The 25,334-nt window shown below is 66.8% G+C and carries 24 protein-coding genes; 11 read left to right on the forward strand and 13 right to left on the reverse strand.

The window, feature by feature from the left end; all coding sequences use genetic code 11:
* Positions 1-6 precede the first annotated feature (6 nt).
* A complete protein-coding gene (locus tag BLR29_RS14585) occupies positions 7-411 on the forward strand; it encodes a DUF2880 domain-containing protein (RefSeq protein WP_255371241.1) in 405 nt (134 codons plus the stop codon).
* 314 nt (positions 412-725) lie between these two features.
* Positions 726-1,220, forward strand: a complete 495-nt coding sequence (locus BLR29_RS14590) for a DUF1579 domain-containing protein (RefSeq protein ID WP_092137704.1) — start codon at positions 726-728, stop codon at positions 1,218-1,220.
* Positions 1,221-1,334: 114 nt separating this feature from the next.
* On the opposite strand, the gene BLR29_RS14595 is transcribed toward BLR29_RS14590, so the two are convergent.
* The 6 genes from BLR29_RS14595 to BLR29_RS14620 are packed head-to-tail and all read right to left on the reverse strand — an operon-like array spanning position 1,335 to position 6,631.
* Entirely contained in the window at positions 1,335-2,132 is a 798-nt protein-coding gene (locus BLR29_RS14595; protein ID WP_092137705.1) for a c-type cytochrome, read from the reverse strand.
* Positions 2,133-2,164: 32 nt separating this feature from the next.
* On the reverse strand, positions 2,165-3,787 hold the full coding sequence (locus BLR29_RS14600; RefSeq protein ID WP_092137706.1) for a cbb3-type cytochrome c oxidase subunit I: 1,623 nt from the start codon (positions 3,785-3,787) through the stop codon (positions 2,165-2,167).
* Entirely contained in the window at positions 3,774-4,358 is a 585-nt protein-coding gene (locus BLR29_RS14605) for a cupredoxin domain-containing protein (RefSeq protein WP_092137707.1), read from the reverse strand. The genes BLR29_RS14600 and BLR29_RS14605 overlap by 14 nt, the downstream gene beginning before the upstream one ends.
* The gene (locus tag BLR29_RS14610; protein WP_092137708.1) at positions 4,355-4,540 is read right to left on the reverse strand and encodes a hypothetical protein; all 186 of its coding nucleotides are present in this window, start codon (positions 4,538-4,540) and stop codon (positions 4,355-4,357) included. The genes BLR29_RS14605 and BLR29_RS14610 overlap by 4 nt, the downstream gene beginning before the upstream one ends.
* A gap of 5 nt (positions 4,541-4,545) precedes the next feature.
* A complete protein-coding gene (locus tag BLR29_RS14615; RefSeq protein WP_092137709.1) occupies positions 4,546-5,880 on the reverse strand; it encodes a c-type cytochrome in 1,335 nt (444 codons plus the stop codon).
* A gap of 13 nt (positions 5,881-5,893) precedes the next feature.
* Entirely contained in the window at positions 5,894-6,631 is a 738-nt protein-coding gene (locus BLR29_RS14620) for a c-type cytochrome (RefSeq protein ID WP_092137710.1), read from the reverse strand.
* 337 nt (positions 6,632-6,968) lie between these two features.
* On the opposite strand from BLR29_RS14620, the gene BLR29_RS14625 reads away from it, so the two are divergent.
* Together BLR29_RS14625 and BLR29_RS14630 are read left to right on the forward strand one after the other, a co-directional pair.
* The gene (locus BLR29_RS14625; RefSeq protein WP_092137711.1) at positions 6,969-7,577 is read left to right on the forward strand and encodes a nitrogen fixation protein NifQ; all 609 of its coding nucleotides are present in this window, start codon (positions 6,969-6,971) and stop codon (positions 7,575-7,577) included.
* Entirely contained in the window at positions 7,574-7,858 is a 285-nt protein-coding gene (locus BLR29_RS14630; RefSeq protein WP_092137712.1) for an SMP-30/gluconolactonase/LRE family protein, read from the forward strand. Before BLR29_RS14625 ends, BLR29_RS14630 begins: the two co-directional genes overlap by 4 nt.
* A gap of 7 nt (positions 7,859-7,865) precedes the next feature.
* On the opposite strand, the gene BLR29_RS14635 is transcribed toward BLR29_RS14630, so the two are convergent.
* Complete coding sequence (locus BLR29_RS14635) at positions 7,866-8,189, reverse strand: hypothetical protein (RefSeq protein ID WP_092137713.1); 324 nt, start codon at positions 8,187-8,189, stop codon at positions 7,866-7,868.
* A 285-nt stretch (positions 8,190-8,474) separates the two neighbouring features.
* Between BLR29_RS14635 and imuA the strand changes: the two genes are divergently transcribed.
* Genes imuA through BLR29_RS14650 form a run of 3 tightly spaced genes read left to right on the forward strand, consistent with a single transcriptional unit; the run spans position 8,475 to position 14,409 of the window.
* A complete protein-coding gene (gene imuA / locus BLR29_RS14640; RefSeq protein ID WP_092137714.1) occupies positions 8,475-9,416 on the forward strand; it encodes a translesion DNA synthesis-associated protein ImuA in 942 nt (313 codons plus the stop codon).
* Positions 9,325-10,953, forward strand: a complete 1,629-nt coding sequence (locus tag BLR29_RS14645; protein ID WP_255371242.1) for a Y-family DNA polymerase — start codon at positions 9,325-9,327, stop codon at positions 10,951-10,953. The genes imuA and BLR29_RS14645 overlap by 92 nt, the downstream gene beginning before the upstream one ends.
* A gap of 15 nt (positions 10,954-10,968) precedes the next feature.
* A complete protein-coding gene (locus tag BLR29_RS14650; RefSeq protein WP_092137716.1) occupies positions 10,969-14,409 on the forward strand; it encodes an error-prone DNA polymerase in 3,441 nt (1,146 codons plus the stop codon).
* Between the two features lie 9 nt (positions 14,410-14,418).
* Here BLR29_RS14650 and BLR29_RS14655 read toward each other — a convergent pair whose 3' ends face one another.
* Both BLR29_RS14655 and BLR29_RS14660 read right to left on the reverse strand, forming a co-directional pair.
* Positions 14,419-16,761, reverse strand: coding sequence for a cytochrome P450/oxidoreductase (locus tag BLR29_RS14655; protein ID WP_092137717.1), 2,343 nt, complete (start codon positions 16,759-16,761; stop codon positions 14,419-14,421).
* 209 nt (positions 16,762-16,970) lie between these two features.
* Positions 16,971-17,954, reverse strand: coding sequence for a Bug family tripartite tricarboxylate transporter substrate binding protein (locus tag BLR29_RS14660; RefSeq protein ID WP_092137718.1), 984 nt, complete (start codon positions 17,952-17,954; stop codon positions 16,971-16,973).
* A gap of 103 nt (positions 17,955-18,057) precedes the next feature.
* Here BLR29_RS14660 and BLR29_RS14665 point away from each other — a divergent pair, with 103 nt between their 5' ends.
* Positions 18,058-18,873 carry an IclR family transcriptional regulator gene (locus BLR29_RS14665; protein WP_092137719.1) on the forward strand — a complete coding sequence of 272 codons (816 nt, stop codon included), beginning with the start codon at positions 18,058-18,060 and terminating at the stop codon, positions 18,871-18,873.
* 24 nt (positions 18,874-18,897) lie between these two features.
* Here BLR29_RS14665 and BLR29_RS14670 read toward each other — a convergent pair whose 3' ends face one another.
* Positions 18,898-19,605: a glutathione S-transferase N-terminal domain-containing protein gene (locus BLR29_RS14670; RefSeq protein WP_092137720.1), complete on the reverse strand. Its 708-nt coding sequence runs from the start codon at positions 19,603-19,605 to the stop codon at positions 18,898-18,900.
* A 368-nt stretch (positions 19,606-19,973) separates the two neighbouring features.
* Between BLR29_RS14670 and BLR29_RS14675 the strand changes: the two genes are divergently transcribed.
* Both BLR29_RS14675 and BLR29_RS14680 read left to right on the forward strand, forming a co-directional pair.
* On the forward strand, positions 19,974-20,315 hold the full coding sequence (locus BLR29_RS14675; protein ID WP_143018465.1) for a hypothetical protein: 342 nt from the start codon (positions 19,974-19,976) through the stop codon (positions 20,313-20,315).
* Positions 20,316-20,577: 262 nt separating this feature from the next.
* The gene (locus BLR29_RS14680; protein ID WP_092137722.1) at positions 20,578-21,195 is read left to right on the forward strand and encodes a DUF5666 domain-containing protein; all 618 of its coding nucleotides are present in this window, start codon (positions 20,578-20,580) and stop codon (positions 21,193-21,195) included.
* A 130-nt stretch (positions 21,196-21,325) separates the two neighbouring features.
* Here the strand turns inward: BLR29_RS14680 and BLR29_RS14685 are convergent, their stop codons facing one another.
* On the reverse strand, positions 21,326-22,168 hold the full coding sequence (locus BLR29_RS14685) for a beta-keto acid cleavage family enzyme (RefSeq protein ID WP_092137723.1): 843 nt from the start codon (positions 22,166-22,168) through the stop codon (positions 21,326-21,328).
* A 19-nt stretch (positions 22,169-22,187) separates the two neighbouring features.
* Positions 22,188-23,159, reverse strand: coding sequence for a 3-hydroxyacyl-CoA dehydrogenase family protein (locus BLR29_RS14690; protein WP_092137724.1), 972 nt, complete (start codon positions 23,157-23,159; stop codon positions 22,188-22,190).
* Between the two features lie 98 nt (positions 23,160-23,257).
* Here BLR29_RS14690 and BLR29_RS14695 point away from each other — a divergent pair, with 98 nt between their 5' ends.
* Complete coding sequence (locus tag BLR29_RS14695) at positions 23,258-24,172, forward strand: LysR family transcriptional regulator (protein WP_092137725.1); 915 nt, start codon at positions 23,258-23,260, stop codon at positions 24,170-24,172.
* An 18-nt stretch (positions 24,173-24,190) separates the two neighbouring features.
* Here the strand turns inward: BLR29_RS14695 and BLR29_RS14700 are convergent, their stop codons facing one another.
* Positions 24,191-25,174: a Bug family tripartite tricarboxylate transporter substrate binding protein gene (locus BLR29_RS14700; RefSeq protein ID WP_092137726.1), complete on the reverse strand. Its 984-nt coding sequence runs from the start codon at positions 25,172-25,174 to the stop codon at positions 24,191-24,193.
* Positions 25,175-25,334: the final 160 nt, after the last annotated feature.

Consider the following 25,334-nt stretch of genomic DNA (forward strand, 5'->3'; position numbering starts at 1 on the left):
TTCCTCATGACATTGCCGACCCAAGCGCGCCGCGTGCTGGCGGCGCTGGCTGCCATGACCTTGCCGGTGATCGCGATTGCCGTCGCGATTCCAGCCACAGCCGCCACGGCCACGGCATCCGCCGCCGATGCCCCCGTCAACATCGAACTGGGCCAGCGCGGCGGCAAGCCCGAAGCCCCCGAGGCGCCCGTCGCCTGCATGAATGCGGTCAAGGCCGCACTGCCGAACCCCGGGCATTTCCGCTGGATCCGGGGCACCACGCGCCGCGTGGCGGAAGACGTGTACAGCGTGGTCGGCAACGTCGAGTTCGTGACCCAGGCCGGCGAGTCGCGCACGGGCGAGGCCCAGTGCGACGTCATGCGGGCGCCGGGTAACCAGTTCATCGTGCCGAAAGTCCGGCTGCCGCAATAAGAGGCACTATCAAAATGATTCTGGCGTCGTTGCCGGGGTTGCCACATTCGCTTGCCGTACCACTTGTACTGTCTGCGGCCGCGCGCCTAGCCAGAACCGCTATTCGCTTCATTTTGATAGCGCCTCTAGATACTCGCCGACTTTTCTACCGCCATCCTCCCGCCATCTGCTGACAGTCCTGGCAGCCGGTTTCATGACATTTCTGTCATGTCGCCGGTTTTTGCGGGGTTGGCGCTGGACACATCGGACCTCGTCTCCTAAGCTTTTGTGTACGCTGTACACAAATCGATCAGCGGCACACAGGAGACCATCGCATGAAGACCGAAACGACCAACGAACATCGCTGGCTGCAGAAGCTGGCGGGCAAATGGATCGGGGAAGGGCAAGCGCAAATGGGCCCGGGGACCGAGCCCGAGAAGTGGAGGATCCCGGAGCAGGTGAGCCTGATTGGCGACGTCTGGGTGCAGTGTCGCGCCGAAGGCGAAATGCCCGGGTGCGGGCTGTCGACCACCGTGATGACACTCGGCTACGACCCGGCCCGCAAGCATTTCGTCGGCACGTTTGTCGGCTCGATGATGACGCACATGTGGGTCTACGAAGGCGACCTGGAGGCCGATGGCCGCACGCTGACGTTGCGCGCCGACGGCCCGGCCTTCACGCCGGAGGGCAATGTGGTGGCGGGCAAGAGCGCCAGATACCGTGACGTGATCGCGTTCCAGGACGACAACACCCGCACGCTGACTTCGTTCATGCAGGGTGACAACGGCGAATGGATGCAAATCATGCAGGCGACATACCGGCGGCAGTAGCAGGTCCTCGCCGGCGCCTCCCGCCTGGCCCTGCCTGGTGCGGAGGCGGCCGGCATCCTTCCGATTCCCCTCTCTGCGCGTGCGCAGTGTGGGGTTCCTGCGCAAGGGCCAGTGTTAGTGCCCCTCCGCCGCAGCCTTTCGCGCATAGAACCCCGCGACCTCCTCGATTTCCTTGTCGGTCATCGCGCGCGCCATGTTCCGCATCTGCCCCTCCGCATCATTGGCCCGCGATCCATTGCGGAACGCCCGTAGTTCGGTGGTCAGGTAGTCGTGCGGCATCCCTTCCAGCCAGGGCGCGCCGAACTTCTGGTCGACCCCGCCATGGCACGAGATACACGGTGCGATATTGCGCAGCGGATCGCCCACGCGCACCAGCGCGGGCAGGGATTCATCGTAGGTGGTGGGGGCGGTGCGCGCCTTGGGCAGCGAGGCGTAGTACGCGGCGAGGTCGGCGATGTCGCGGTCCGACAGCCTGCGGGCCAGCGTCTCCATGATGGAGCTGCCGCGCTTGCCGGACTTGTAGTCATTCAGTTGCTTGATGATGACTTCCGGGTACTGGCCGGCGAGGTTCGGCGCGTTGGAGGCTGTCATCCCGCGCGCGCCGTGGCACATCGTGCAGTTGTTCAGCGCCAGCGTGGCGCCGCGTCCGACCACATCCGCCGAGCCGGCGCGGGCCATGCCTCGGTCGAGCACGACGTTGGTGGCGATATGGCCCGCGCGCGCCTTGTCGCCCTCGCTCCAGTTCGTGGGGACGCCGGCGGCGCGGCAGATGGCGTCCCACAGCCCGCGCGCGCTGAAATCGCCCTGCACCGATGGCAGCCAGATGAAGCCGACCAGCCCCATCACGACGGTCAGCACGACCAGCGCCAGCACGCACTTGCCGCCGAGAGAGGAGTTGGGTTGCTCGGACATTGCGGGTATCCGGTGACGGTGGCCGCGGCGGATCAGCGGCTGCCGATCGGCACGATCGGCACCGAGGCGTTTTCCAGCACGGCAAGCTGGACGATGGGGTAGCCGTAGTTGACCAGTGTCAGGGCGATCATCATCACGACCCACAGGGCGAAACCGTTAAGGACCGCGGGCGGGCGTCCGCCGGGGTGGATGGTTTCGCTGAAGGTATAAGGCGCCGGCGTGCCGACGGGGGCGCGATGGGCGGCGGCGAGGATGTAAACGAAGAGGATGGCCGAGATCACCATCGCCAGTCCCCCGAAGGTGGAGGCGGTCACGGTCCAGGCCTGCGGGTGCAGGTCCGGATGGCTGTAGTCGTAGTAGGCCATGCGACGCGGCATGCCGAGCAGGCCAACCCAGTGCCACGGCAGTGAAAGCACCAGCATGCCGAGGAACCAGAGCCAGAGCTGGAGCCGCATCAGCGCGGCCGGCAGGGGGCCGCGCCCGGTCAGCTGCGGCCAGAGGTCGTAGGCGAGCGCCATGTACATGATGACGATGGCGCCGCCGAAGATCAGGTGGAAATGCCCCGTGACCCACTGCGTGTTGTGGATGGACTCGTTGAGCTGGTAGCTCATGTTGATGATGCCGCCCGCGCCGCCGAGGCCGAGCATGAAGAAGGAGAACGTCACCGCCAGCATCATCGGGTTATGCCACGGCAGCGCGCGCAGCCAGCCGAAGGCGCCGCTGCCGCCGCGCAGGCGGGCCGCGATTTCCACCGAGGCGACGATGGTGAAGACGGTCAGCAGCGTCGGCACCGACACCATCGCCGTCATGGCCGCGTGGACGAACTTGAAGCCCGATCCGACCTGCGGATCGGCGAACAGGTGGTGGATGCCGATGGGCATCGAGAACACGAGGAACAGCGCGAAGGCCACGCGGCCCATGGTGTCGCTGTAGAGCCTGCCGCCGATGGCGCGCGGGACGATGGCGTAGAAGGCGACGTAGGCGGGAACGAGCCAGAAGTAGACGATGGCGTGCAGCGTCCACGAGAAGAACACGCGGGCTAGGCCGGCGTTGATGGTGTCGGTCAGGCCGAGCGAGGCCGGCAGGATCAGCACGAGCACCTCGATGGCCGCGCCGAGCGACGTCCACGCCCACAGGTAGGCGCCGGCCACCGTGCCGTACACCGCGAGCGGCACCGTGGCGCCGGGGTTTTCGCGCCGCCAGGCACGCAGGTTGACCGCCATCAGCGCCACCCAGATCCACGAGCCGACCACCACCAGGACCACGCCAAGGTAGTAGAAGGGGCTGCCGATCATCGGCGGATAGAAGGTATAGAGGACCGACGCCTTGCCCAGCCCCATCGTCGCCGCCGCGAGCACGGTGCCGGCGATGACCAGCCAGAAGCCGGCCCACGCCCAGCGCAGGCCGACGAGCGGACGCTTCAGGCCGAGTTCGCAGATGGCATAGCCGAAGCCCATCGCCACCAGCGTGGGCAGCACGTAGGCCATGACCGTGCCGTGCGCCGTGACGGACCGGTAGTAGTGCTCGGGATTGTTGACCCACGTCGACAGCGGACTGCGGATGAACATTTGCCACTCGCCGAGCAGGATGGCGCCGAGGAAGGCTACGAAGGCCACCCAGAAATGCGCGAGGACGAGCTTTCTAGCGAGGAACACAGGTCATCCTTTCCGCGTGGCGGGCACGCTCCATGAAATCCTCGCGCGGCAGGACCTGCACCTTCGCCCACATCGCCTCGTGGCCGATGCCGCAGTACTCGTGGCACGGCATCAACTGCTCGCCAGCGCGCGGGAAGGTCGTGGTGAAGGTGGCCACGAAGCCGGGAACCAGCATGGTGTTGGCATTGGTGGTGCCGACGATGAAGCCGTGGATGGCGTCGGCGCTGGTGCCCCGGAATGTCACGGGCACGCCTTGCGGCACCACGATGCACTGCGGCTCGAAGGAGTATTGCTGCGCCACCAGGCGCACCGTCACCTTGCCGTCGCTGTCGACCGCGGTGCCGAGGTTGCCCTCGACGAATTCCCCCTCCAGGTGCAGCGTCCTCACGTTCACCGTCTCCACGCGCGATGGCGGCATCGACGCCCAGTGCACGCCGGCGAAGATCATCAGGAGGATGATCACGGCGATGATGATCGCCACGACCACGGCCCATCGCCGCTCCGCCGCGACGGCGACCGCTTCGGCGTGGTGACCGTCGGGCGTGGCCGGCGTTGACGAGGTGGCGTTCACTGGATCAGCCCCCGCTGCGCATACACGCCGAAGTAGAAAGCCAGGTAGATCAGTACGACGATGGCGGTGGCCACGCCGGCCACGGCAAAGGTGCCGGTGGGGCCGCCGCTCACCACGCGGTGCACGTCGTGGTCTGCCGGAGGCGGTTCGTCGTGATGCATCGGATGCAGCGGATCTGGCATGGCGGCTACTCGGGGAGGAGCTTGCGTAGTTCGTTGACCTGTGGCGGTGCCACCGGCGTGCCGGTATTGCCCCAGGCCACGCGGATGTAGGTCACCACGGCGGCGGCCTGTTCGTCGTTGAGGATGTGCGAGAAGGGCGGCATGCCGTGCGGACGCGGGTTTTTCTGCGTGCCCGGCGCGTAGCCGCCGTTGAGCACCATGCGGATCGCGTTGACCGGCGACGACATCGTGATCGACTGGTTGCCCGCCAGCGGCGGGAACGACGGCGGATGGCCCTTGCCGTCCTCGGCGTGGCACATCGCGCATTGCTGCTGGTAGATCTTGCGCCCGGCCTCCATCACGGCCGGCTGCACCAGATGCTCCTGGGTGGGCGGCGGCGGTTCGGTGTCGCGTTGCGGCAGGGCCTTCAGGTAGACGGCCATCGCCTGCACATCCTCGTCGCTCATGTACTGCAGGCTGTTGTAGACGACTTCCGCCATCGGGCCGTAGACGGTGGCGCGGTGGGAGACGCCCACCTGCAGCAGGTCGACGATGTCCTGGAGCGGCCAGTTGCCCAGCCCGGCCTCGCGGTTCGACGTGAGCGACGGTGCGTACCAGTTCTGGTTCGGAATCATCCCGCCCTCGAACTCCTTCGACTCGCTGGAGCCGCCCAGCGCGTTGATGGCCGTGTGGCACATCGCGCAGTGACCGAGGCCCTCCACCAGGTAGGCGCCCCGGTTCCACTGCACCGACTGTTTCGGGTCGGGCTGGAACTCGCCCTCCCTGAAGTAGAGCGTGCGCCAGCCAATCAGCAGTTCGCGCTTGTTGAACGGGAAGCGCAACTCGTGCGGATGGTTCTTGCGCTTCACCGGCGTGACGGACATCAGGTAGGCGTAGATCGCATCCGAATCCTCGCGCGTCACCTTGGTGTACGAGGCGAACGGCATGGCCGGGTAGAGCAGGGTGCCGTCGCGCGAGACGCCGCTGTGCATCATCCGGTAGAAGTCGTCGGCGGTCCATTGGCCGATGCCGGTCTCGTCGTCGGGCGTGATGTTGGGGACGTAGAGGTTGCCGAAGGGCGTCGCCATGGCGCGGCCACCTGCGAACGGCGGGTTGTTGGGCTCGGTGTGGCAGGCCACGCAGTCGCCGGCGCGGGCCAGGTATTCGCCCTTGACGATGATCTGGCTGGCGGGGCTGAGCGCGCCGGATGCGCTGGCTCCCCTGGCTGCGGGACCGCTCGCGGCCGTGACGGGCCCCGGCTTCCCGATCGGCCCGCGATGCGTCTGCCGCAGGGCCAGCACGACCACCACCGCCAGGATCACGATGCCGATGAGGAGGATGGACAGCCCGCGCGCTTTCATGGCTTGCTCCGCATCACCGCTGGCTGCCGCACGCCAGCGGCATGCGTACGAGGTTGGACGATTCCGGCGACGGGTCCTTCGGCGGCGGCTGCTGCGACAGGAATGCCGCCACGGCCGCGATGTCGGCGTCGGATAGCCGCGAGGCGATGCGCTTCATGCAATCGGGCTCCGCCGCGTGCCGCTCACCCACCCTCCAGCGCGTGAGCTGGCCGACGATGTAGGCGTGCCGCAGTCCCACCAGTCCCGGAATGCCCGGCTCCATGCCGGTGAGTCCCGTGCCGTGGCAGGCCGCGCAGGCGGGGATGCCTTGCTTGCCGTCGCCGGTGGTGACAAGGGTCTGGCCGCGCGTCACGGCGGCGGCTGGCGCGCCGGACGGCTCGGCCGGGGCAAAGGGCGGGCGCTGCTTGGAAAAGTACTCGGCAATCTCCTTCAGGTACGGGTCCGGCAGGTAGGCGACGAGGTAGTTCATCGGCGCATAACGCCGGGTGCCGTCGCGGAAGGCAACGAGCTGGTTGTAGAGATAGCCGGCGGGTTTGCCGGCAATGCGCGGGTAGTAGCCGTTACTGGTGCCCTGGCCGCTCTGTCCGTGGCAGGTGACGCAGCCCTGCACGCGGGCTTCCATCGAATCGACATGCTGGAACGCGGGAATGGCGTCGGTCTGGGGAGCGGGGATGACAGGCGCCTGCGCCCGGCCGGCGAGCGGCAGGGCAAGGAGGGATGCGAACATCAGGGCCAGCCATGGGGCACTCATGGTCTATGTGTCGTCCGGAAGGCATACAGAGACAGCCTATGCGCTACCCGGGCAATGTCAAATGCAGATTTTTTCCGCAGAGATGAAAGTGTTACCGCGCGTCGGGGAGCGCTTGCCTTGCCCGCTCTCGTTGCCCCGTTTGCCGCGACCCACGACGAGTGCATGACAGGTCTCATGCGCGTTTGACTACCGTTATATACGTCGATATATTGCGATGAGGCGGGACCCACGATGCCGCGAGGAATATGAGGTGTCCCCGCCATGTTCACACCGGGTTTGCGCCGCGTTTGCACCGCGTTTTCACAATATCCCCGCCGAGTTCCGGAAGTCCCCGTCGATGAACCGCTCATTGCTGCTGCTGGATGCCTTTGCCGCCCACCCCGGCGACCCCGTGACCCGGGCGCTGGCGGGTGTCCTGGAAACCGCCTGCGCCGGGCGCCTGCCGCGCTTTGCGCAATGGCTCGGGCTGCCGCCGGCCGAATTCCGCCAGATGCTCGATCACTGTTTCCCCGGTGCGGCCCAGGCGGGCTGGGAGCCCGATGTACCGCCGCAGGACCCCGACGCCTTGCCGTGCGAATTCGCCGACCTGGTCGAGATGCTCGAAGACGGCCACACGCCGGCCCGGCATGGCCCCGAGGTCCGCTGGGCCGCGCATGCGCTGGCGTCCGGGTGCTTCGGCCACACGCATCTCTGGCAGGATATGGGCCTGTCCGGCCGCCACGATGTCTCCACGTTGCTGGAGCAGGTCTTCCAGCCGGTTTTCGCAGCCAATACCTCGGACATGAAATGGAAGAAGTTCTTCTATCACCGCGTCTGCGAGCGGCTGGACATCCATCCCTGTCCCGAGCCGTCGTGCGAGGGCTGCGATCACTATGCGACCTGTCACGGCGCGGAAGCCCCCCTCACGGAAATCCCCGTTGCATCGGTAGCCATCCAGAAGGCATGACGCCGCGCCAACCCCGCTGGCCTTCCGTCTTGCCGGCCATGCTGGCGGCGTTGGTGCTGGCCGCCTGCGCGTCGCAGTTTGCGCTGGCACCGAACGGGGACCTGTTCACCGGCCGCCGGGAGGGCGTGATCCGGCGGATTGCGCCCGACGGTACGGTCAGCGTGGTGGCGGAGAGCTTCCAGTCGATTCGCGGCGTCGCCTTCGATGCCGGACGCCGGCAGTTGTACGCCATCGAGCATGGCAAGGGCATGTCCACACTGCGCAGAGTGCCGGTGGACTGAGCGCCGGTCAGGCGCGATCCAGGTCGTCGCTGTGCCACCACGCATCCAGCAACGGCTGGAAGCGGTCGTCAGGCGCCGGTGGCACGCGGGAGCTCTTGCGCGAGGGCGGCAGTTCGCGGCCGGTGAGCTGGTAGAACACGGCGTTGGGCAGGGTGCCGGGGCCGTAGGGCACATGATCGACGACGCTCATCTGCCGCGCCGCCTTCAATGCACGAGTCGTTTCCTCGGCCGTGAGCCCGCTGGTGTCGGCCAGCGCATCGCGTCGCAGCGGACCCTCGCGCTGCAGACCGGCAATCAGCAGATGCACGCATTCGCGCGTATTCCGTTTCATAGGCGTGCATTTTTCCGCACCTGCCCTCGACTACACAATCGGACGTGACATTTGTTTGCAATCTGTTGTGGATTTTCATGACAGATGCCCCCCTTTAGTGGGAGGAAGCAAGATGTTCCATCCATCGCGGCTCGCTTTGTGCAATGCCTGTTCCACATCGCGCGTGTCCCTCTTGCGTCGGCGCCAATACTGTATAAACATACAGTATCGAGAAACTTCCAGCGCGCGTGCCGATGGGCTTTTACCTTTCGACGCGAGCCTCCCGCATCACCAATGACCGCGCCAATGACTGCGCTATCGCATGCCGCACCGCTCCTGGCGGAGGACCGCGCATCCCCATCGCCACCATCGCCACCATCGCCACCATCGCCGCCATCGACCCTGCCGACCCCGCTCTCCGGACCCGGGCGACGGGCGGCGGTCAGCGAGCTCGAACACCGCTACCCCGGGCTGTGGCGCGCCGGCCAGCTGGGCCGTGCCGGCCGCCTGCCGGTGTGCCCGACCGGCTATGGCGCGCTGACGGCGGAACTGCCCGGCGGCGGCTGGCCCACTGGCGCGGTGACGGAACTGCTGCTGGCGCAGGATGGCGCGGGGGAATTACGCCTGCTGATGCCGGCCTTGCGCACCCTGACCGCCGCAGGACGCCGCGTGGGGCTGGTCAATCCGCCGTACCTGCCCAATGCAGCCGGACTGGCCGATGGCCGGCTGCCCGCGCGTCAGCTCTATTGGGTACGGCCCTCGGCGGAGGCCACGCTGGCCTCCCGGCGCACGGACATGTTGTGGGCGGCCGAGCAGATGCTGCGCAGCCAGGCCTTTGGCGCCGTGCTGGTCTGGCTGGCCGGTGCGCGGCCGGAGGCGCTGCGCCGCCTGCAGGTGCTGGCGCAGGCCGGCGACACGGTCGTCTGGGCGTTGCGTCCGCTGCGCGTGCTGCATGAATCGTCGCCAGCCATGCTGCGCCTGGCGTTGTCACCGCTGCCCGGCAATGTGATGTCGATCGTCTTCCATAAGCGGCGAGGCCCCGTGCGGGACACGCCGCTGCTGTTGCCGCTCGATGGCATGGCGCACGTGCCCGGACGTGCCGCCGCGCCCGCGGTGTCCCCCGTTGTTTCGCCTGCCGTCGCGGCAGGGCCTGATCATGCTCACGACCATGCCGGCGTGGCCTACGTACTGGATCGCGGTGCACCTGCCGCGCCTGTCGCTGGACGCGTTGCAACCGAGCTGGCCTGAGGCCGCCGGCGCCCCCTCCGCGCCTTTCGCGCCCTCTGCCCCCGACACCGGTACGCTGCATCAGGCGCTGCCGGTGGCGGTGGTGGAGCACGAGCGCGTGGTGCTGGCCAACGGTCCGGCCATGGCGCTGGGCGTGCGCTACGGCATGCGGCGCGGCGGCGTGCAGGCGCTCTCCGCGGACGTCGTTCAGCTCGATCGCGACCCCGTGGCGGAGGCCGCGTTGATGACGTCGGTGGCGCTGACGTTGCTGCATTTCACACCGGCCGTGACGATCGACCCCGAGCCGGAGGCTGCCACCGTCATGCTCGACGTGACCGCCAGCCTGCGCCTGTTTGGTGGCCATCGCGCGCTGTGCCGGGCCATCCGCGCCCGCGTGCGCCAGCTGGGCACCTTCGCGCAGATCGGCAGCGGCACCACCGCGCAGGGTGCGGCGTGGCTCGCGCGCCAGCCGCTGCGGCGCGGGCCGCGTGGCATCGTGCGGCCCGCGCGCCGGGCGGTGAGCGCCACGCGCATGACGCGCCTGCTGGACCGGTTGCCGGTGGAGTGCCTGCACACGCTGGCCGATCCGGCATGGCTGGAGGGGGTCGGCTGCCGCATGCTGGCGCAGGTGCGCCGCTTGCCGCGCGCGGGACTGTCGCGCCGGATCGGCACCGAACTGCTGGACCGGCTGGACCAGGCCTATGGCAAGGTGCCAACCGGGTTTGCATGGTTCGAGGCGCCGCCGACGTTTGCGCAGCGGTTGGAGCTGCCGGGCCGGATCGAGTCGGCCGAGGGCGTGCTGGCCGGTGCGCAGCGGCTGCTGCTGGCCCTCTCGGGCTGGCTGGCCGCGCAACAGGCCGGCGTGACGCGCTGCGTGCTGGTGCTGGAACACGAGCGCTACCGGCTGGGCGAGGACACCGACAGCACGCTCGTGCCGCTGGGGCTGGCGCAGCCGAGCCGCGACGCGGCCCACTTGTCGAAGCTGCTGCGCGAAAAGCTGGACAAGGTCCGCTTTCATGCGCCCGTGGGCGGCCTGGCCTTGCGCGTGGAGGCGATGGAGACCTGCGTGCCGCAGAGCGATTCGCTGTTCCCGGAGCCCGGTGCGGAGCCTGCTGAGCTGGGCCGCCTGCTCGACACGCTGATGGCGCGCCTCGGCCGCGACAACGTGTTGCAGCCGCGCCCGCTGGCCGATCATCGTCCCGAACGCGCGAACCAGTGGTGCCCGGTGGACGAGCCGCCCGCGCGTGGCGCGGCGCGGGCGCCCGCCATCGGCGCGCCGCCACCGGAACGTCCGCTGTGGCTGCTGGAAGCGCCGCTGTCGCTGCGTGTGCACAAGCACCGCCCGGTGTACGACGGCCCGCTGGTCATGCTGACGCGCCCCGAGCGGATCGAGGCCGGCTGGTGGGACGGCGGGCTGGCCACGCGCGATTACTTCATCGCCGAGCGTGCCGACGGGCTGCGCTGCTGGGTCTATCGCGAGCGCCCGGGCCACCCCACGCGCGACGGGCAGGAGGATGGCGGCGAATACCGCTGGTTCCTGCACGGGCTGTTTGCCTGAGCCCCGGGGATCGCCATGTTGCCATCGCTGCCCGGACTTTCCTCGCTGCTGCCGTCGCTGCCCGACTACGTCGAACTGCATTGCATTTCCAACTTCACGTTTCTCACCGGCGCCTCGCATCCGCAGGAGCTGATCGCGCGCGCGTTCCGGCTGGGCTACAGCGGGCTGGCGTTGACCGACGAATGTTCGGTGGCCGGTACCGCGCGGGCCCACCACGCGATCAAGGTGCTGCGCGAGGAAATGTGGGAGGCCGTGGCGCGCAGCGCGCGACGGCTGGCGGCGGGGCAGGCCGCCGGGGAGATCGACGATGCGGACGAACTGGCGGCGTTTGCGCCGGAAGAGGCTGGGGCCGATGACGACGAGATGCCGCCGCCGGACGTCGACGAGGATGAGGACCCCGATGCCGCCGCGCGGCGTCACCGCGTGCTGGAGGCCCGCGCGGCCGCTGCCGATGCGTTCAACCTGATCATCGGCAGCCGCTTCGTGCTGGCTGCCCCGCCGATGCAGGCGGACGCCATGCCGCCGCCGCGTCTGGTGTTGCTGGCCCGGAACCGCGAGGGCTTCGGCAATCTCTGCGAGTTCATCACGCTGGGCCGCACGCGCGCGGAGAAGGGCAGCTACCTGCTGTATCCGTCGGATATCGCCGACCCCGCCCCCGCGCAGGCGCACCTGCGCGGCATGCCAGATTGCCTGGCGATCCTGCTGCCCGACTACTGCGCCGATCCGGACGTCCTGCGTGCGCAGGCCGCGTGGTGCCGCGAGACCTTCGGCGATCGCGCGTGGATGGCGCTGGAGCACTTGCAAGGCCACGCCGAGGCGCTGCACCGGTCGCGCCTGCAGACGGTTTCCGCCGAAACCGGGCTGCCGCTGGTGGCGGCGGGTGCGGTCAACATGCACGTGCGCTCGCGCAAGCCGCTGGCCGATGTGCTGACCGCGATCCGCCTGAGCCAGCCGCTGCCCGCCTGCGGCATGGCGCTGGCGCCCAACGCGGAGGCCCACCTGCGCATGCGGCAGGTGCTGTCGCGGCTCTATCCGCGCGAGACACTGGCGCAGACGCTGGCGATCGCCGGCCAGTGCAAGTTCTCGCTGGATACGCTGCGCTACGAGTATCCCGAGGAACTGGTCCCCGATAACGAGACCCCCATCGGCTATCTGCGCAAGGAAGTGGAGCGCGGCATGCGGGAACGCTTTCCGCATGGCATGGCGCCCGAGTGGGAGGCCCAGCTCCATGGCGAGCTCGAACTGATCGAGGAGAAGTCGTACGAGCCATTCTTCCTGACCGTGCACGACATCGTCCGCTTTGCGCGCGGGCGCGGCATCCTGTGCCAGGGGCGGGGATCGGCGGCCAACTCGCTGGTCTGCTACTGCCTGCATATCACCGAGGTCAGCCCGGAGCAGGCCAACCTGCTGTTCGGCCGCTTCCTCTCGCGCGAGCGCGATGAGCCGCCCGATATCGACGTGGACTTCGAGCACCAGCGGCGCGAGGAAGTCATCCAGTACATCTACGAGAAATACGGCCGTCATCGCGCCGCGCTGGCGGCGTCGCTGATCACGTACCGGTCACGCAGTGCGTTGCGCGATGTGGGGCGCGCGCTCGGCATCGACCCCGGCGTGGTGGAGCAGGTGGTCAAGGGGCAGGCGTGGTGGGACGGCGGCATGGCGTTTCTCGCGCGGCTCACGCGTTACGGGCTGGACCCCGATTCGCCGGCGGTGCGCCAGTGGGCCAGCCTGACCGAGCAGTTGCGCGGGTTTCCGCGCCACCTGTCGCAGCACGTGGGCGGATTCGTGATCGCGCGGCACAAGCTGTCGCGGCTGGTGCCGATCGAGAATGCGGCGATGGAAAACCGCAGCGTGATCCAGTGGGACAAGGACGACCTGGAATCGCTGGGGCTGCTCAAGGTGGACGTGCTGGCGCTGGGCATGCTGACCGCGATCCGGCGCGCGCTGGCGATGGTGCCGAACCCCGAGCCGGACCGCGCCGGCCTGCCGTGCCGCATGGAAGACCTGCCGGAGACCGATGACGCCACCTACGAAATGATCTGCAAGGCCGATACGGTCGGCGTGTTCCAGATCGAATCGCGCGCGCAGCAGTCGATGCTGCCGCGCCTGCAGCCACGCCAGTACTACGACCTGGTGGTGGAGGTGGCCATCGTGCGGCCGGGGCCGATTCAGGGCGGCATGGTGCATCCCTACCTCAAGCGGCGCGAGGATCTGCGCCGCACCGGCAAGCTGCCGACCTACTTCAACGACGTGATTCGCCGCGTGCTGGGGCGCACGCTGGGCGTGCCGATCTTCCAGGAGCAGGTGATGCAGCTGGCCATCGACGCGGCCGGCTTTACGCCGGGGCAGGCGGACCAGTTGCGCCGGTCGATGGCCGCATGGCGCCGGCGTGGCGACCTGAAGAAGCATCAGGACGCGCTGGTGCGCGCGCTGACCACGCGCGGGTATCCGGAGTCGTTCGCGCTGGCCATCTGCAAGCAGATCGAAGGGTTTGGCGAATACGGGTTTCCGGAAAGCCATGCGGCCAGTTTTGCCAAGCTGGTGTATGTGAGCGCCTGGATCAAGTGCCATTACCCGGATGCGTTCCTGTATGCGCTGCTCAACAGCCAGCCAATGGGCTTCTATTCGCCCTCGCAGCTTGTGCAGGATGCGCGCCGGCATGGCGTGGTCACGCTGCCGGTGGACGTGACGATCAGCCACTGGGAAAGCACGCTGGAACCACGGCGGCCCGGTCAGCGCTTTCGGGATGTGCGGCTGGGGATGAATCGCGTGAAGGGCATGCGCGATGCGGCCGCGCTGCGGATCGAGGCCGCGCGTGCCGAGCGGCCGTTCGAGAGCGTGGAGGACCTGGCACGCCGCGCGCAGCTGGACCGGCACGATATCGACGTGCTGGCTGCGGCCGACGCGCTGGTCTCGCTGGCCGGGCACCGCCGGCAGGCCCGCTGGCATGCGCGGGGCGCAGCCGTGCAGACCGCGCATCGCGACCTGCTGCACGAGGCGCCGCCGGCCGAGAGCGAATTGCTGCTGCCCGAACCGAAGATCGGCGAGGACGTGGTGGCGGATTACGCCAGCCTGGGACTGTCGCTGAAGTGCCACCCGCTGACGCTGCTGCGGCGGCGGCTGACCGCGCTGAAGTACCTGACCGCGCAGCAGTTGTCCCATTGCGGCAACGGCAGGCGGGTGCGCGCATGCGGCATCGTCACGGTGCGCCAGCGGCCCTCCACGGCCAGCGGCACGATCTTTACGTCGATCGAGGACGAGACCGGCGCGGTCAATGTGATCGTGTGGCCGGACCTCGTCGAACGTCAGCGCAAGGAGATGCTGGGCGCCACGTTGCTAGGGGTGATCGGCACATGGCAGCGTCAGGGCGAGGTGAAACACCTGGTCGCGCAGGAACTGGTGGACCTGAGCCCGCTGCTGGGACGACTCATGGTCGGCAGCCGGGACTTTCATTGAGGCGCCACGTCAAAGCTCCAGCACCAGCTTTCCGCCTCTGGCCGCGCGCGAGCAGCACGCCATCATCCGGTTGTTCGCTTCGCGCTCGCCGCGGGTCAGCACCACGTCGCGATGATCTACATCGCCCGCCAGCACGCGCACCTCGCACGATCCGCACAGCCCTTCCTCGCAGTCGCTCTGCACATCGATGTTGGCGCCGCGCAGGGCCGCCAGCAGGGTCTGGCCGGCGGGCACTTCGACGGTCAGGCCGGAGTCCTTCAGCTCCACCGTAAACGGCTGCTCCTTCGACGGGTCCAGCGTGCCGAGCGCCGACACGAAATGCTCGACCCGCAACGCATCCTCGGGCCACGCGGCGCACTGCGCCTCCAGCGCCTCGATCATGCGGGCCGGGCCACAGGCATAGATCTGCGTGTCGGCATCGGGTGCGCCCAGGATCTCGGCGAAGTCCGCGCGCTGGCCTGCATCGCGCGCATGCACGCGCAACCGCTCGCCATGCAGTGCGACGAGTTCATCGAGCATCGCCATCGCGCTCCGCGAACGGCCGCAATAGTGGAACGTATAGTCGATGCCCAGTTCGCGTGCGCGGCGCGCCATGGCGCTGACCGGCGTCACGCCAATGCCGCCGGCGATAAAGATCGCCTTGCGGCAGCCCTCATCCAGCCGGAAGTGGTTGCGCGGGCCGCGAATCTTGAGCCTGTCGCCCCGCCGCACGCTGTCGTGAATCCATGCCGAGCCGCCACGGCTTTCCGTCTCGCGCAGCACGGCGATCTCGAAGGCCCCCGTGTTGGCCGGATCACCACATAGCGAGTACTGCCGCGAGATGCCCGTGTTGCCGCACTCCACATCGATATGCGATCCCGGCGACCAGCGCGGCAGCGCCTTGCCGTCCGGCGAGGCCAGGTGCAAGCGCACCACGCCGTCGGCGGCCGGATCGATGTGCTCGACCACTACCGTGCGGCTGGCCGCGTGTCCGGAGGGCTCGCCGATGCGCACCGATGCGCGCGTGGACAGCACCGAGGGGTCGTTCCGCTCTGGATTCCGCGCCGGGTCCCATTCCACCCGGAGGTGCTCCGGGCCCCGGAAGGAGGTGTTCGGCACGTACGTGAAGCGCTGCTCGGCCAGCCGCATATGGGGCAGGCGGCGCGTCAGCTCTTCCAGGAAGATCTGCATCTCCATGCGCGCCAGGTTCTTGCCCATGCACTGGTGCGAGCCATAGCCAAACGTCAGCTGGTCGCTGGCATTGTCGCGGCGGATGTCGAACAGGTCCGCATCGGCGAAGTGCTGTTCATCGTGGTTGGCGGATGACGTCACGATCAGCAGCTTCGTGCCCGCCGGCAGTGCGATGCCGCCGACCTCGGTGTCGCGCGTGACGATGCGCCGCCATGCCGCCACGGAGCCGTTGTGGCGCAGGCACTCTTCCACCGCGTTGGGGATCAGCGCCGGGTCTTCGCAGATTTCGCGCCACACGTCCGGATGCTGGAGCAGCAGCTTGATCGCATTGGCCGATGCATTGGCCGTGGTCTCATGCGCGGCTACGATGCCGGCCATCATCATCGAGTGCAGGTAGGAATCGGTCACCACCTCGGGCAACTCGCGCTGCTTGCGCAGGCCGTACTGCATCCAGCCCGGGCCGGACGGGTCCTCGCGCATCTTGTCCAGGATCTTGCCGGCGAGCTGCCAGAAATTGCCGACGGCGTGCGCCACGGCCACCTGTTCCTCGGGCTTTGGCCGCCCCCAGGTGTTGACCGTATGCGCAATCGAGTACTGGCGCAGCAGGTCCATGTCTTCCTCGGGGACGCCGAGGAAATGCAGCGCCACCGTCAGCGGCACTTCCCACAACATCTGGTCGACCAGGTCCGCGCGGCCATCGTCGATAAAGCGGTCCACGTACTCGCGCGTCAGCTGCCGCACCATCGGTTCGTGATGGGCCAGCTCGGCCGGCGTGAAGGGCTCCATCAGCGCACGGCGGCGCGGCATGTGAGCCGGTTCGTCTTCATTGACCAGCGTGCGGTTCATCGCATAGCCGTAGGACGCCAGCACCGCGTTGGCTTCGTCGCCCGTCGGCGTGATCTTTTCCAGCGCGATGGCCGGGCTGAAGGTGAGGTTGTCGCGGAAGATCGCCTTGATGTCCGCATAACGTGTCACCACCCAGTAGCCAAGCTTCGGGCTGTAGAACACGGGCTCCTGCTCGCGCGACCAGCGCACGTAGTCCGGCGGGTCCTGCTGGTAGCCATCCTCGAACGGGTCGAACGCCGCGGCGTTGTGGCTCACGGGGCAACCGTCCGGTGCGCGCAGGGCGCTGTGGTCGATGGGGCAACCCCCGGCGCGGGAGGGTGAAGGGGATTGGGACATGCTGCGCGCTCCGTACTGAGGGTGAGGCTAAGGTGGTCGCCCCGTGTCGACACGAGGCAGTGATGCAGGGGGGGCTGCTGGTTGGCCAGCGGCCCTGGAGGTTGTTTAAAAATGAAGCGAAGCGGTCCTGGCTAGACGCGCGGCCGCAGGCAGTACAAGTGGTACGACAAGGCCGCGCAACGACGCCAGGATCTTTTTTAAACGACCTCTTAATCGAGGGAAATTTTCAGATCCTGGATGAGCCGGGTCCAGCGCGTGGTCTCGCTGCGCAGCAGATCGGTGTATTGCGCGGGCGTGTTGCCCACCGGCTCCACGCCAAAGTCCACCAGCTTCTTGTTGACGCCGGGCTCCTTGATCGCCGCCACGACCTGCTTGTTCAGCGCGTTGATCACGTCCGGCGGCGTGGCCGACGGCACCACCATGCCGACCAGCGCGGCGGCTTCCACGTTCTTGTAGCCCAGTTCGGCGAAGGTCGGCACGTCAGGCAGCTGCGGCAGGCGCGTGGCGTTGGCGACGGCCAGCGGGCGCACCTTGCCGCCCTTGATGAAACCAGCGCCGGCGGCGTAGTCGACCATCATCGCGGGAATCTGGCCGGCCGCGACGTCGGATAGCGCCGGGGCGGCACCGCGATACGGCGCGTGGGTCATCGTCAGGTGGGCTTCCACCTTCAGCAGTTCCATGGCCAGGTGGTGCGGGCTGCCGGCACCGGCGGACCCGTAGTTGATGCCACCCGGGGTGGCCTTGACCTGTGCGATGAATTCCTGCGCGGTCTTGGCCTGGCTGCCCGGGCCAACCACCAGGATCATCGGGAAACGGCCCAGCAGCGTCACCGGCGCCAGGTCCTTGGTCGGGCTGTAGGACAGCGTCTTGTACAGCGCCGGGTTGAAGACCAGCGTGCCGTTGTCCGCCGAGAGCACCGTGTAGCCGTCCGCCGCGGCGCGTGCGGTTTCCGACGCGCCGATGGCCGTATTGCCGCCCGGCTTGTTGTCGACCACGACAGGCTGGCCGACTTTGGTCGACAGCCCCTGGCCGATGGTGCGGGCGAGGAAGTCCGAGCCGCCGCCAGCGGCGTAGGGCACGATCCAGCGGATCGGCTTGGCCGGATAGTTGTCGGCGGCATGGGCGGGCACGGCGGCAAGCAACGAGAACGTGGCGGACGCGGCACACACGGCCGCAAGACGGTGGCGGGGCATATTGGGGCGGTCTCCTTGGTATTTGGCCGGATAGTGGGCGGCCTGTTTTGCGTAAATAATATACGCATTGCGTAATCGTTGAATGGGGGTTAACCTCAGCGCCATGTCGACCAATCCCGACCTTTCGTCACCGGACGCCCGCCCCCGCGAGCGGCGCCAGCGCGTGCAGGCCGCCGAAACCGGCATGGCCGTGCTCAAGGGGCTGGCGCGGCTCGGCGGCCGGGCCAGCCTGACGGCCATCGCGACCCACGTCGACGAAAGCCCGGCCAAGGTGCATCGCTACCTCGCCAGCCTGATCGAGGCAGGGCTGGTGGCACAGGAGAGCGGTACGCAGCAGTACCACCTGGGCATCGAGGCCTTGCAGATCGGTCTGGCGGCGATGCGGCAGGCGGACCCGATCCGGCTGGCCGAGGCGTCGCTGATCCGCCTGCGGGAGCGGCTGGAGGTCACGTGCTTTGTCTCGGTGATGGGCAACAAGGGGCCGACGATCATCCGGATCGAGGAGCCGGGGTTGCCGGTGACGGTCAACGTGCGGGCAGGCTCGGTGATGCCGCTGCTGTGGTCGGCCACCGGACGGGTGTTCCTGGGGATGCTCGGCGAGGCCAGCGTGCAGGCGCTGGCCAGGGCGGAACTGGAGGCGGCCACGCCGGATCAGCGCACCCAGCTGGACCCGGACGATCCGCTCGGCAAGCTGCGCGAGGCGGTATCGGCCGATGGCTGCGCAGCGGTGCGCGATACGAATCTGAAGGGAATCAGCGCGGTGGCGGCGCCCGTGCGCGACTACACGGGGCGCGTATGCGCGGTGCTGACGGCGCTGGGCGCCACCGGGGGATTCGACCCGTCCATTGACGGGCCGATTGGTCGTGCCGTGCGCGAGGAAGCCGCGGCGATCAGCACCTTGCTGGGCTACGCCGCCTGACGATCCGGCTTCGTCGCGCGGGTCTTACTCGGGACGCTTGGGGATGTTGACCGCGCGCTGCACGGCCGGGCGGTCCAGGAAGGCGTGCAGCACGCGCGTGACCTCCGGGAAGTCCTTGATGCCGACCAGGTCGCCCGCCTCATAGAACCCCACGATATTGCGCACCCACGGGAACGTGGCCATGTCGGCGATGGTGTAGTCGTCGCCCATGATCCATGTGCGGCCCTTGAGCCGTTCGTTCAGCACATTCAGCAGGCGGCGCGATTCCGACGCATAGCGATCGCGCGGGCGCTTGTCTTCGTAATCCTTGCCGGCGAATTTGTGGAAGAAGCCCACCTGGCCGAACATCGGGCCGACGCCACCCATCTGGAACATGACCCACTGGATCATCTCGTAGCGGCCCGCCGCATCGGTCGGCAGGAATTTGCCCGTTTTCTCCGCCAGGTAAAGCAGGATCGCGCCGGATTCGAACAGCGCCAGCGGCTTGCCGCCCGGACCGTCGGGGTCGATGATCGCCGGGATCTTGTTGTTCGGATTCAATGAAAGAAATTCCGGCGACATCTGGTCGTTCTTGTCGAAGCGCACCAGATGCGGCTCATAGGGCAGGCCGGTCTCTTCCAGCATCAGCGATACCTTGATGCCATTGGGGGTATTCAGCGAATACAGCTGCAGACGGTCCGGATGCTGCGCAGGCCATTTGCGGGTAATGGGGTAGGCGGACAAGTCTGCCATGAGGTCTCCTGGGGAAATACGCGAGGCAAATGGCGATGGTAAACCGTCCGCCGCATGTCTGCAGGCAACGACGCAGCGGCTCCACGCCGTGATGCAGCGCGCGGAAAAAGCGACGCGCGCGGCGTCGGATCGCCCTCACTTTCACACGCCATTCCGCCTCAGGCCATCACGATCCGGCGTGGATCGGCTGATGCCCGCGCATCCGCGCGATCGACGACCGCCATTCGCCGCGTAGGCGAGAATTTTTTGAACAAGTCATTCAGCGAGGCAGTGGTCACCCCGAAATCGGACTTGCTGGTATCGCGTTGCTCGACTAAGCTTCGTTCTACGACAATGTGAGTCGTAGTTTGTGGCAACAGGAGAGCTACATGAAAAAGACTATTTCAATTCGCGCCTTATGTTTGGCGATGGGGCTGGCCGCCGGCGGTGCCTGGGCAGTAACCGGAGAAAGCGTTCACGCGGGTGACCGGTATGGCTACGACTTTCGCACCACCACGCAGGCGGACACACCGCTGATCGTGGCCGGGCGCGACCTCACGGGTGTTTCCGCCGCGCCGGGCCGGGGCACGGGTGTCGCCGACGAAGGGGAAGCCAGCAAGTATTCGGGACCGCCGTCCAAATCGATCCGATTGCTGGCGGGATGGGATCAGACCGGCCCGTCGGCCCCGCCTCGGCGCGTGGGCGACTTCAGTGCGGAGGCAAATGCCTGACAGCAAGCGTGTTGCAGGCGTTTTGAAAGCAAGATGAAAGTTCGAGATTGTGTTGGGATCGTGATCGGCTGGCTGAGCATCTGCCTGCTTGGTGGCGCGATCGTGCAGGGGGTGGCGCGGGTGTTGGCAATGTAGTTGGCGTGGCAAATCGATGCGCGGCAAGGCTTCCGGTTTCCGGCTACGCTGTGGGCTCGACGGAGCGTGGTGATGGGTCTTTTGACCGATCGCACCCCGTCGTCCCGATCGTCCTCCCGGAGATTCCATGTCAATGCTTCAACGCTTGTCAGCCTCGGGTGCCATCGCATCCGCGATGCTCGTGGCCATGCTTGCCACCCCCGCGTCCGCACACGCCCAGTCCGCCATGCGCGGCCAACTCGTCGCCGTCAGCGGCGACCAGATCAAGGTCCGTACCCGTGAAGGAAAAGACGTCGACGTGGCCCTGACGAAGGACACCGTCGTGCGTGGCGTGGAGAACGCCGAGCCGAAGGACATCGCCTCCGGCAGCTATATCGGTACGGCGGCCATGCCGCAGGCCGATGGCAGTCTGCGCGCGCTGGAAGTCCACGTCTTTCCGCCGAGCCTGGCCGGCAGCGGCGCGGGGCATCGCCCGTGGGATCTGCGCGGAAACAGTTCGATGACCAACGGCACGGTCGGCAACGTGGTGGTTAGCCACGGGCGGACGATCACGGTCAAGTACCCGGAAGGCGAGAAGACGATCGTCGTCCCGCCCGAAGTGCCCGTGGTCAAGCTGGAGCCCGGCGATCGTTCGCTGCTGAAGACGGGCACGAACGTGGTGCTGTTTGCCAACAAGCAGGCCGATGGCACGCTGGTCGCGCGGGCAATCTCCGCCGGCAAGAACGGCGTGGTGCCGCCGATGTAAGGTCGATATAAGGCCGATGCGAGGGCCATCGCTCTCGCCCTCGTTCATCTCGTCCTGCAGCGACAGTTCGCCGCGCTGAAACAGAAACGCGAAGGGTCGGTTGATCATCGCTTCCGACCCCCGTGCAAGCTCAACGCACTTTGCTGTACAGGCGCCGCGCATCCGCGGCGTCAGCCAATGGCCTGCCCAATACTCTCGCCCCCTCCGCAGCCTGAGCAACCAGTGCCGCGTTGCCGGGCGCGACCTTGCCATCGCGCAATTTCAGGTTATTCTCAAAACCAACGCGAACGTGGCCGCCCAACGCAGCGGCTGCAGTAGCACAGGCGTGTTCCTCACGACCGAAGGCACACATCGCCCAGGGCAGCGATTGATCGAAGGCTTGCAGAAAGGGCAGCAGATCGCGCGGCGAGGAAGTCTGTCCTGCCGTGTAGCGCCCCAGCACGAACAGGACCGACCACGCCCCAGGCGGCATCAGGCCACGTTCGCGTAGTGATTGCAGGCGTTGAACGTCGGCGACGTCGTAAAGGATGATCTGCGTCATCACGCCCTCGACCGCCAGCCATTGCAGAAATGCGGCAAGCTCACCCTCGGGGATGTCCGGCACGGCGATTTCGCGCAGGCCGATCGAGACCGCCTCTGGCCGCAATTCGCGCACCATCGCAATCTGTTCGTGCGCGCGATAGATCCCGGCGGCCTCGCTGGTCACCTGCACCAGCAACTCGTCGCCCACGGCCTGCTTCACCGCGGCCAGCGCGGTGCGATAGTCGGTGACATCGAGCGAATGGCGACCGTCTTCGCGGCGTACGTGCATGTGCATCATTGCCGCGCCGGCATCCAGGCAGGCACGCGCCTCCGCTGCCAGCGCCGCCGGCGTCAGCGGTACGGCGGAATGGTCGGCATGCGTCTTGTAGGCGCCGTTGGGCGCCACCGTGATAACCAGTGGCGATTCGGCCAGCAATACATTCTCACTCATGATTCTGTCTGGATTTGGCTCAGGGTTGGATCTCTGGCAGTTCTGCGGCGATCAGATCGAGGCCAGCGCGCAGCAGGCGGTCGTAGCGCGCTCTTTCCGCTTCGATGGCCTCGGGCGTCCAGCGATAGAACCCCTCTCCCTTCTTCATGCCATGTCGACCGTCGGAAGCCCGCTCGCGCAGGCATTGCGCCGGTTGATCGGCATTGCAGAAGGTCGGATACATCGTCGCGGCGGCGGCCGCATGCACGTCGATGCCTGCATGATCGCGTTGCAGCACCGGCCCGGCGGCAAGAAAACGGAAGCCAAAGCCGAACCGTACGGCGGCGTCTACATCTTCGGGCGAGGCAATACCCCGATCGATCATGTCGAACGCTTCGCGGGAAAGCGCGTGCTGCAGTCGATTGGCAAGGAAGCCGGGCAGGTCCTGCATGACCTTGACCGGTACCATGCCGCAGCGACGCATGAACGCGATCAGGGCGTCCGCGTTGCGCATGTCGCTGGCTTCGCCAAGCACTACCTCAACCAGTGGCACCAGATGCGCCGGCATGAAGAAATGCAGGCCGAGCATGCGCTCGCGCGTGGGTAGCCCCGCACCGATGGCGCTGATCGGAAAACTGGAGCTGTTGCTGGTCAATATGGTGTGAGGCGGAGCCAGGCGCACCAATTGGGCGAACAACGCCTGCTTCAACTCCAGGCGCTCGGGGATGCATTCGATGACGAGGTCGACCGAGTTCCAGTCGATTGCATCCAGATCCTTTACCACCTGCAAGTCACGCGCACCCGCTTCGCGACCGATCGCCGCGAGATTGGCGCCGATTCTGTCCCGCAGCGCGGCGGCGGTTGTGGCATTCGGCTCGACAACCGTGGTCCGGCAGGACGTGCGGGTGAGTACCACCGCAACGTCGGCGCCCATCGTGCCGCCGCCCACCACAACCGCATGCGCCACGCCTGGGGTTGGAAGACCTGGTTGTTCCACGCTGCTTTCCTGCATTCCGCTCTCCTTGCTTGCCTGTTTTCCGTACTGAGGATTTCCTTGATCGATGGCGCAGACCGCTTTCTATAGAATGATCCAAAAAACGGATCAATGACATGAAGCTCAATCTGTCGATGCGCGACATCGAAACGATTCTTCTGCTTGGGCGCACGCTCAATTTCAGACAGGCTGCAACCCAATTGCACCTGTCGCAATCCGCGCTATCCACCCAGATCCTCCGCATCGAGGAAGCGCTGGGCGTGCGCCTGTTCGAACGAACCACGCGCACGGTGCGACTCACCGCCGCCGGCGAAGTCTTTGTCCGGCAGTCCACCTATGTCCAGGCGGCCTTTCGCGAAGCGGTCGACGCGGTCACAGGCATCGCCAACGCGGAGCGTGGCAGCGTCGCGGTCGCGGCAATGCCCTCGCTGGCGGCCAAGTTGCTGCCGCGCGTGCTGATGGCCTTTCACCGCGCGCACCCTGCGGTCACGCTCAAGGTTTTCGACACGCTATCCGGCCCCGCCTTCGATCTGGTACGCGCCGGCGAGGTCGACTTTGCCCTGACCGCGGCAGACCCGCAGCAAGCGGACCTGCAATACGAAGCCATGATGTCCGACCGCTTCGTACTCCTGATTCCGAAGGGGCACACCCTGGCACGCAGCAAGGGGGCGATTCGCTGGGCCGACACCGTTGACCTGCCCCATATCTCGATGACTCACCCAAGCAGCGTGCGGCAGTATGCGGAGTGGGCCTTCCTTCAGAATCGCATTCGTTTCCAGCCATCATTCGAGTCGGAGCGACTGCCGACGATCGCCGCGATGGTCGAGTGTGGTTTCGGTGTGGCGGCGTTGCCCGAGATCGCCGCAAGCACGGTGACGCACCCAGGCATCGTCGAGCGACTGCTTACGGGGCCGGTGGCGAAACGCTCCATCGGGCTGGTAACCGCCCGGAACCGGAGTCTGTCGCCAGCGGCCGCGGCGCTGCTGGGCACGCTGCGCGAGCATCTGGCCAAAGGCGACCCGCTGCGCTGACGCACCGGGGTCATGCCACTAGTCGACGGTGGCGCCGGTATCCCGAACAATCTTCCCAAGTCGCGTCGTCTCGCTGCGGATCAGCGCACCGAATGCCTCGGGCGTGCCACCAACCACCGGCGTGCCAATCGCCTCCCAGCGAGTGCGGAACTCCGGATCCTTGAAGATTTCGTTGATCACGCCGTTGAGCTTGTGCACGATGGCCTGCGGCGTTCCCGCCGGGGCCGCAATCCCGTGCCACGCGACGAACTCGAAGCCTGGAAGGCCCGATTCCGCAAGCGTCGGCACATCGGGCAATGCCGGCGAACGGGTTTTGGTGCTGACCGCAAGCGGACGCAGTTTGCTCGCCTTGATATAGGTCAGCGAACTGGCGAGGATATCGAACATGACCGGGACCTGACCACCCAGGACGTCGTTCAGAGCAGGACCTGCCCCCTTGTACGCCACGTGTTGCATCTTCGCGCCGACGGCGGTATTGAACAGTTCCCCGGCAAGATGCTGCGGCGTGCCATTGCCGGCCGAGGCAAAGCTATATTCGCCCGGCTTGTTCCTGGTCGCGGCAATGAACGATTTCACATCCTTGACCGAAGTACCAGGATTCACTTCCAGCACCAGCGGAAAAGCGGAAATCTGTATGACCGGAGCCAGTTCGGTCAGCGGGTTGTACGACAGTTGCTTGTACAACGTCGGGTTGACCGCCATCGGGCCACTTGCGGCCAGCAGGATCGTATAGCCATCCGGTGCGGCCTTTGCCACCGCGCTCGTACCGATATTTCCCCCGGCCCCGGCGCGGTTTTCCACAACCACCGGCACCCCAAGCCGCGACTGCATGCTGGCTTGCAGCAGCCGCGCCATCAGGTCCGTCGGCCCGCCAGGCGGGTATGGCACAACAAAGTGAATCGGTTTGGACGGATAACCTTCAGCCGCCAATGCCACGCCATGCGTTCCGATGCCGGAAGCGATCAGCATGGCAAGCGAAACGAATCTGGCTGTCTTTTGCATGGTTGTCTCCACCTATCGTCCTTGTTATTGAGCGGAGTATAAGGGCCCTCGATTCATTCGTTAATTTGCATTTTTCGATCTATTGATCTCTGCTGTCTATCAAGCTACCCGCCACGGATTGATCAAGACCTCAACGCCAGGTTCCTCGCCGGATGCCGCC

The sequence above is a fragment of the Cupriavidus sp. YR651 genome, assembly GCF_900101625.1.
Lineage (GTDB): Bacteria > Pseudomonadota > Gammaproteobacteria > Burkholderiales > Burkholderiaceae > Cupriavidus.

Coding starts and splice junctions, on each gene's coding strand:
- BLR29_RS14585 (WP_255371241.1), top strand. CDS start 7: ATGACATTGCCGACCCAAGCGCGCCGCGTGCTGGCGGCGCTGGCTGCC.
- BLR29_RS14590 (WP_092137704.1), top strand. CDS start 726: ATGAAGACCGAAACGACCAACGAACATCGCTGGCTGCAGAAGCTGGCG.
- BLR29_RS14595 (WP_092137705.1), bottom strand. CDS start 2,132: ATGTCCGAGCAACCCAACTCCTCTCTCGGCGGCAAGTGCGTGCTGGCG.
- BLR29_RS14610 (WP_092137708.1), bottom strand. CDS start 4,540: ATGCCAGATCCGCTGCATCCGATGCATCACGACGAACCGCCTCCGGCA.
- BLR29_RS14615 (WP_092137709.1), bottom strand. CDS start 5,880: ATGAAAGCGCGCGGGCTGTCCATCCTCCTCATCGGCATCGTGATCCTG.
- BLR29_RS14620 (WP_092137710.1), bottom strand. CDS start 6,631: ATGAGTGCCCCATGGCTGGCCCTGATGTTCGCATCCCTCCTTGCCCTG.
- BLR29_RS14625 (WP_092137711.1), top strand. CDS start 6,969: ATGAACCGCTCATTGCTGCTGCTGGATGCCTTTGCCGCCCACCCCGGC.
- BLR29_RS14630 (WP_092137712.1), top strand. CDS start 7,574: ATGACGCCGCGCCAACCCCGCTGGCCTTCCGTCTTGCCGGCCATGCTG.
- BLR29_RS14635 (WP_092137713.1), bottom strand. CDS start 8,189: ATGAAACGGAATACGCGCGAATGCGTGCATCTGCTGATTGCCGGTCTG.
- imuA (WP_092137714.1), top strand. CDS start 8,475: ATGACTGCGCTATCGCATGCCGCACCGCTCCTGGCGGAGGACCGCGCA.
- BLR29_RS14645 (WP_255371242.1), top strand. CDS start 9,325: ATGCTCACGACCATGCCGGCGTGGCCTACGTACTGGATCGCGGTGCAC.
- BLR29_RS14650 (WP_092137716.1), top strand. CDS start 10,969: ATGTTGCCATCGCTGCCCGGACTTTCCTCGCTGCTGCCGTCGCTGCCC.
- BLR29_RS14655 (WP_092137717.1), bottom strand. CDS start 16,761: ATGTCCCAATCCCCTTCACCCTCCCGCGCCGGGGGTTGCCCCATCGAC.
- BLR29_RS14660 (WP_092137718.1), bottom strand. CDS start 17,954: ATGCCCCGCCACCGTCTTGCGGCCGTGTGTGCCGCGTCCGCCACGTTC.
- BLR29_RS14665 (WP_092137719.1), top strand. CDS start 18,058: ATGTCGACCAATCCCGACCTTTCGTCACCGGACGCCCGCCCCCGCGAG.
- BLR29_RS14670 (WP_092137720.1), bottom strand. CDS start 19,605: ATGGCAGACTTGTCCGCCTACCCCATTACCCGCAAATGGCCTGCGCAG.
- BLR29_RS14675 (WP_143018465.1), top strand. CDS start 19,974: ATGAAAAAGACTATTTCAATTCGCGCCTTATGTTTGGCGATGGGGCTG.
- BLR29_RS14680 (WP_092137722.1), top strand. CDS start 20,578: ATGTCAATGCTTCAACGCTTGTCAGCCTCGGGTGCCATCGCATCCGCG.
- BLR29_RS14685 (WP_092137723.1), bottom strand. CDS start 22,168: ATGAGTGAGAATGTATTGCTGGCCGAATCGCCACTGGTTATCACGGTG.
- BLR29_RS14690 (WP_092137724.1), bottom strand. CDS start 23,159: ATGCAGGAAAGCAGCGTGGAACAACCAGGTCTTCCAACCCCAGGCGTG.
- BLR29_RS14695 (WP_092137725.1), top strand. CDS start 23,258: ATGAAGCTCAATCTGTCGATGCGCGACATCGAAACGATTCTTCTGCTT.
- BLR29_RS14700 (WP_092137726.1), bottom strand. CDS start 25,174: ATGCAAAAGACAGCCAGATTCGTTTCGCTTGCCATGCTGATCGCTTCC.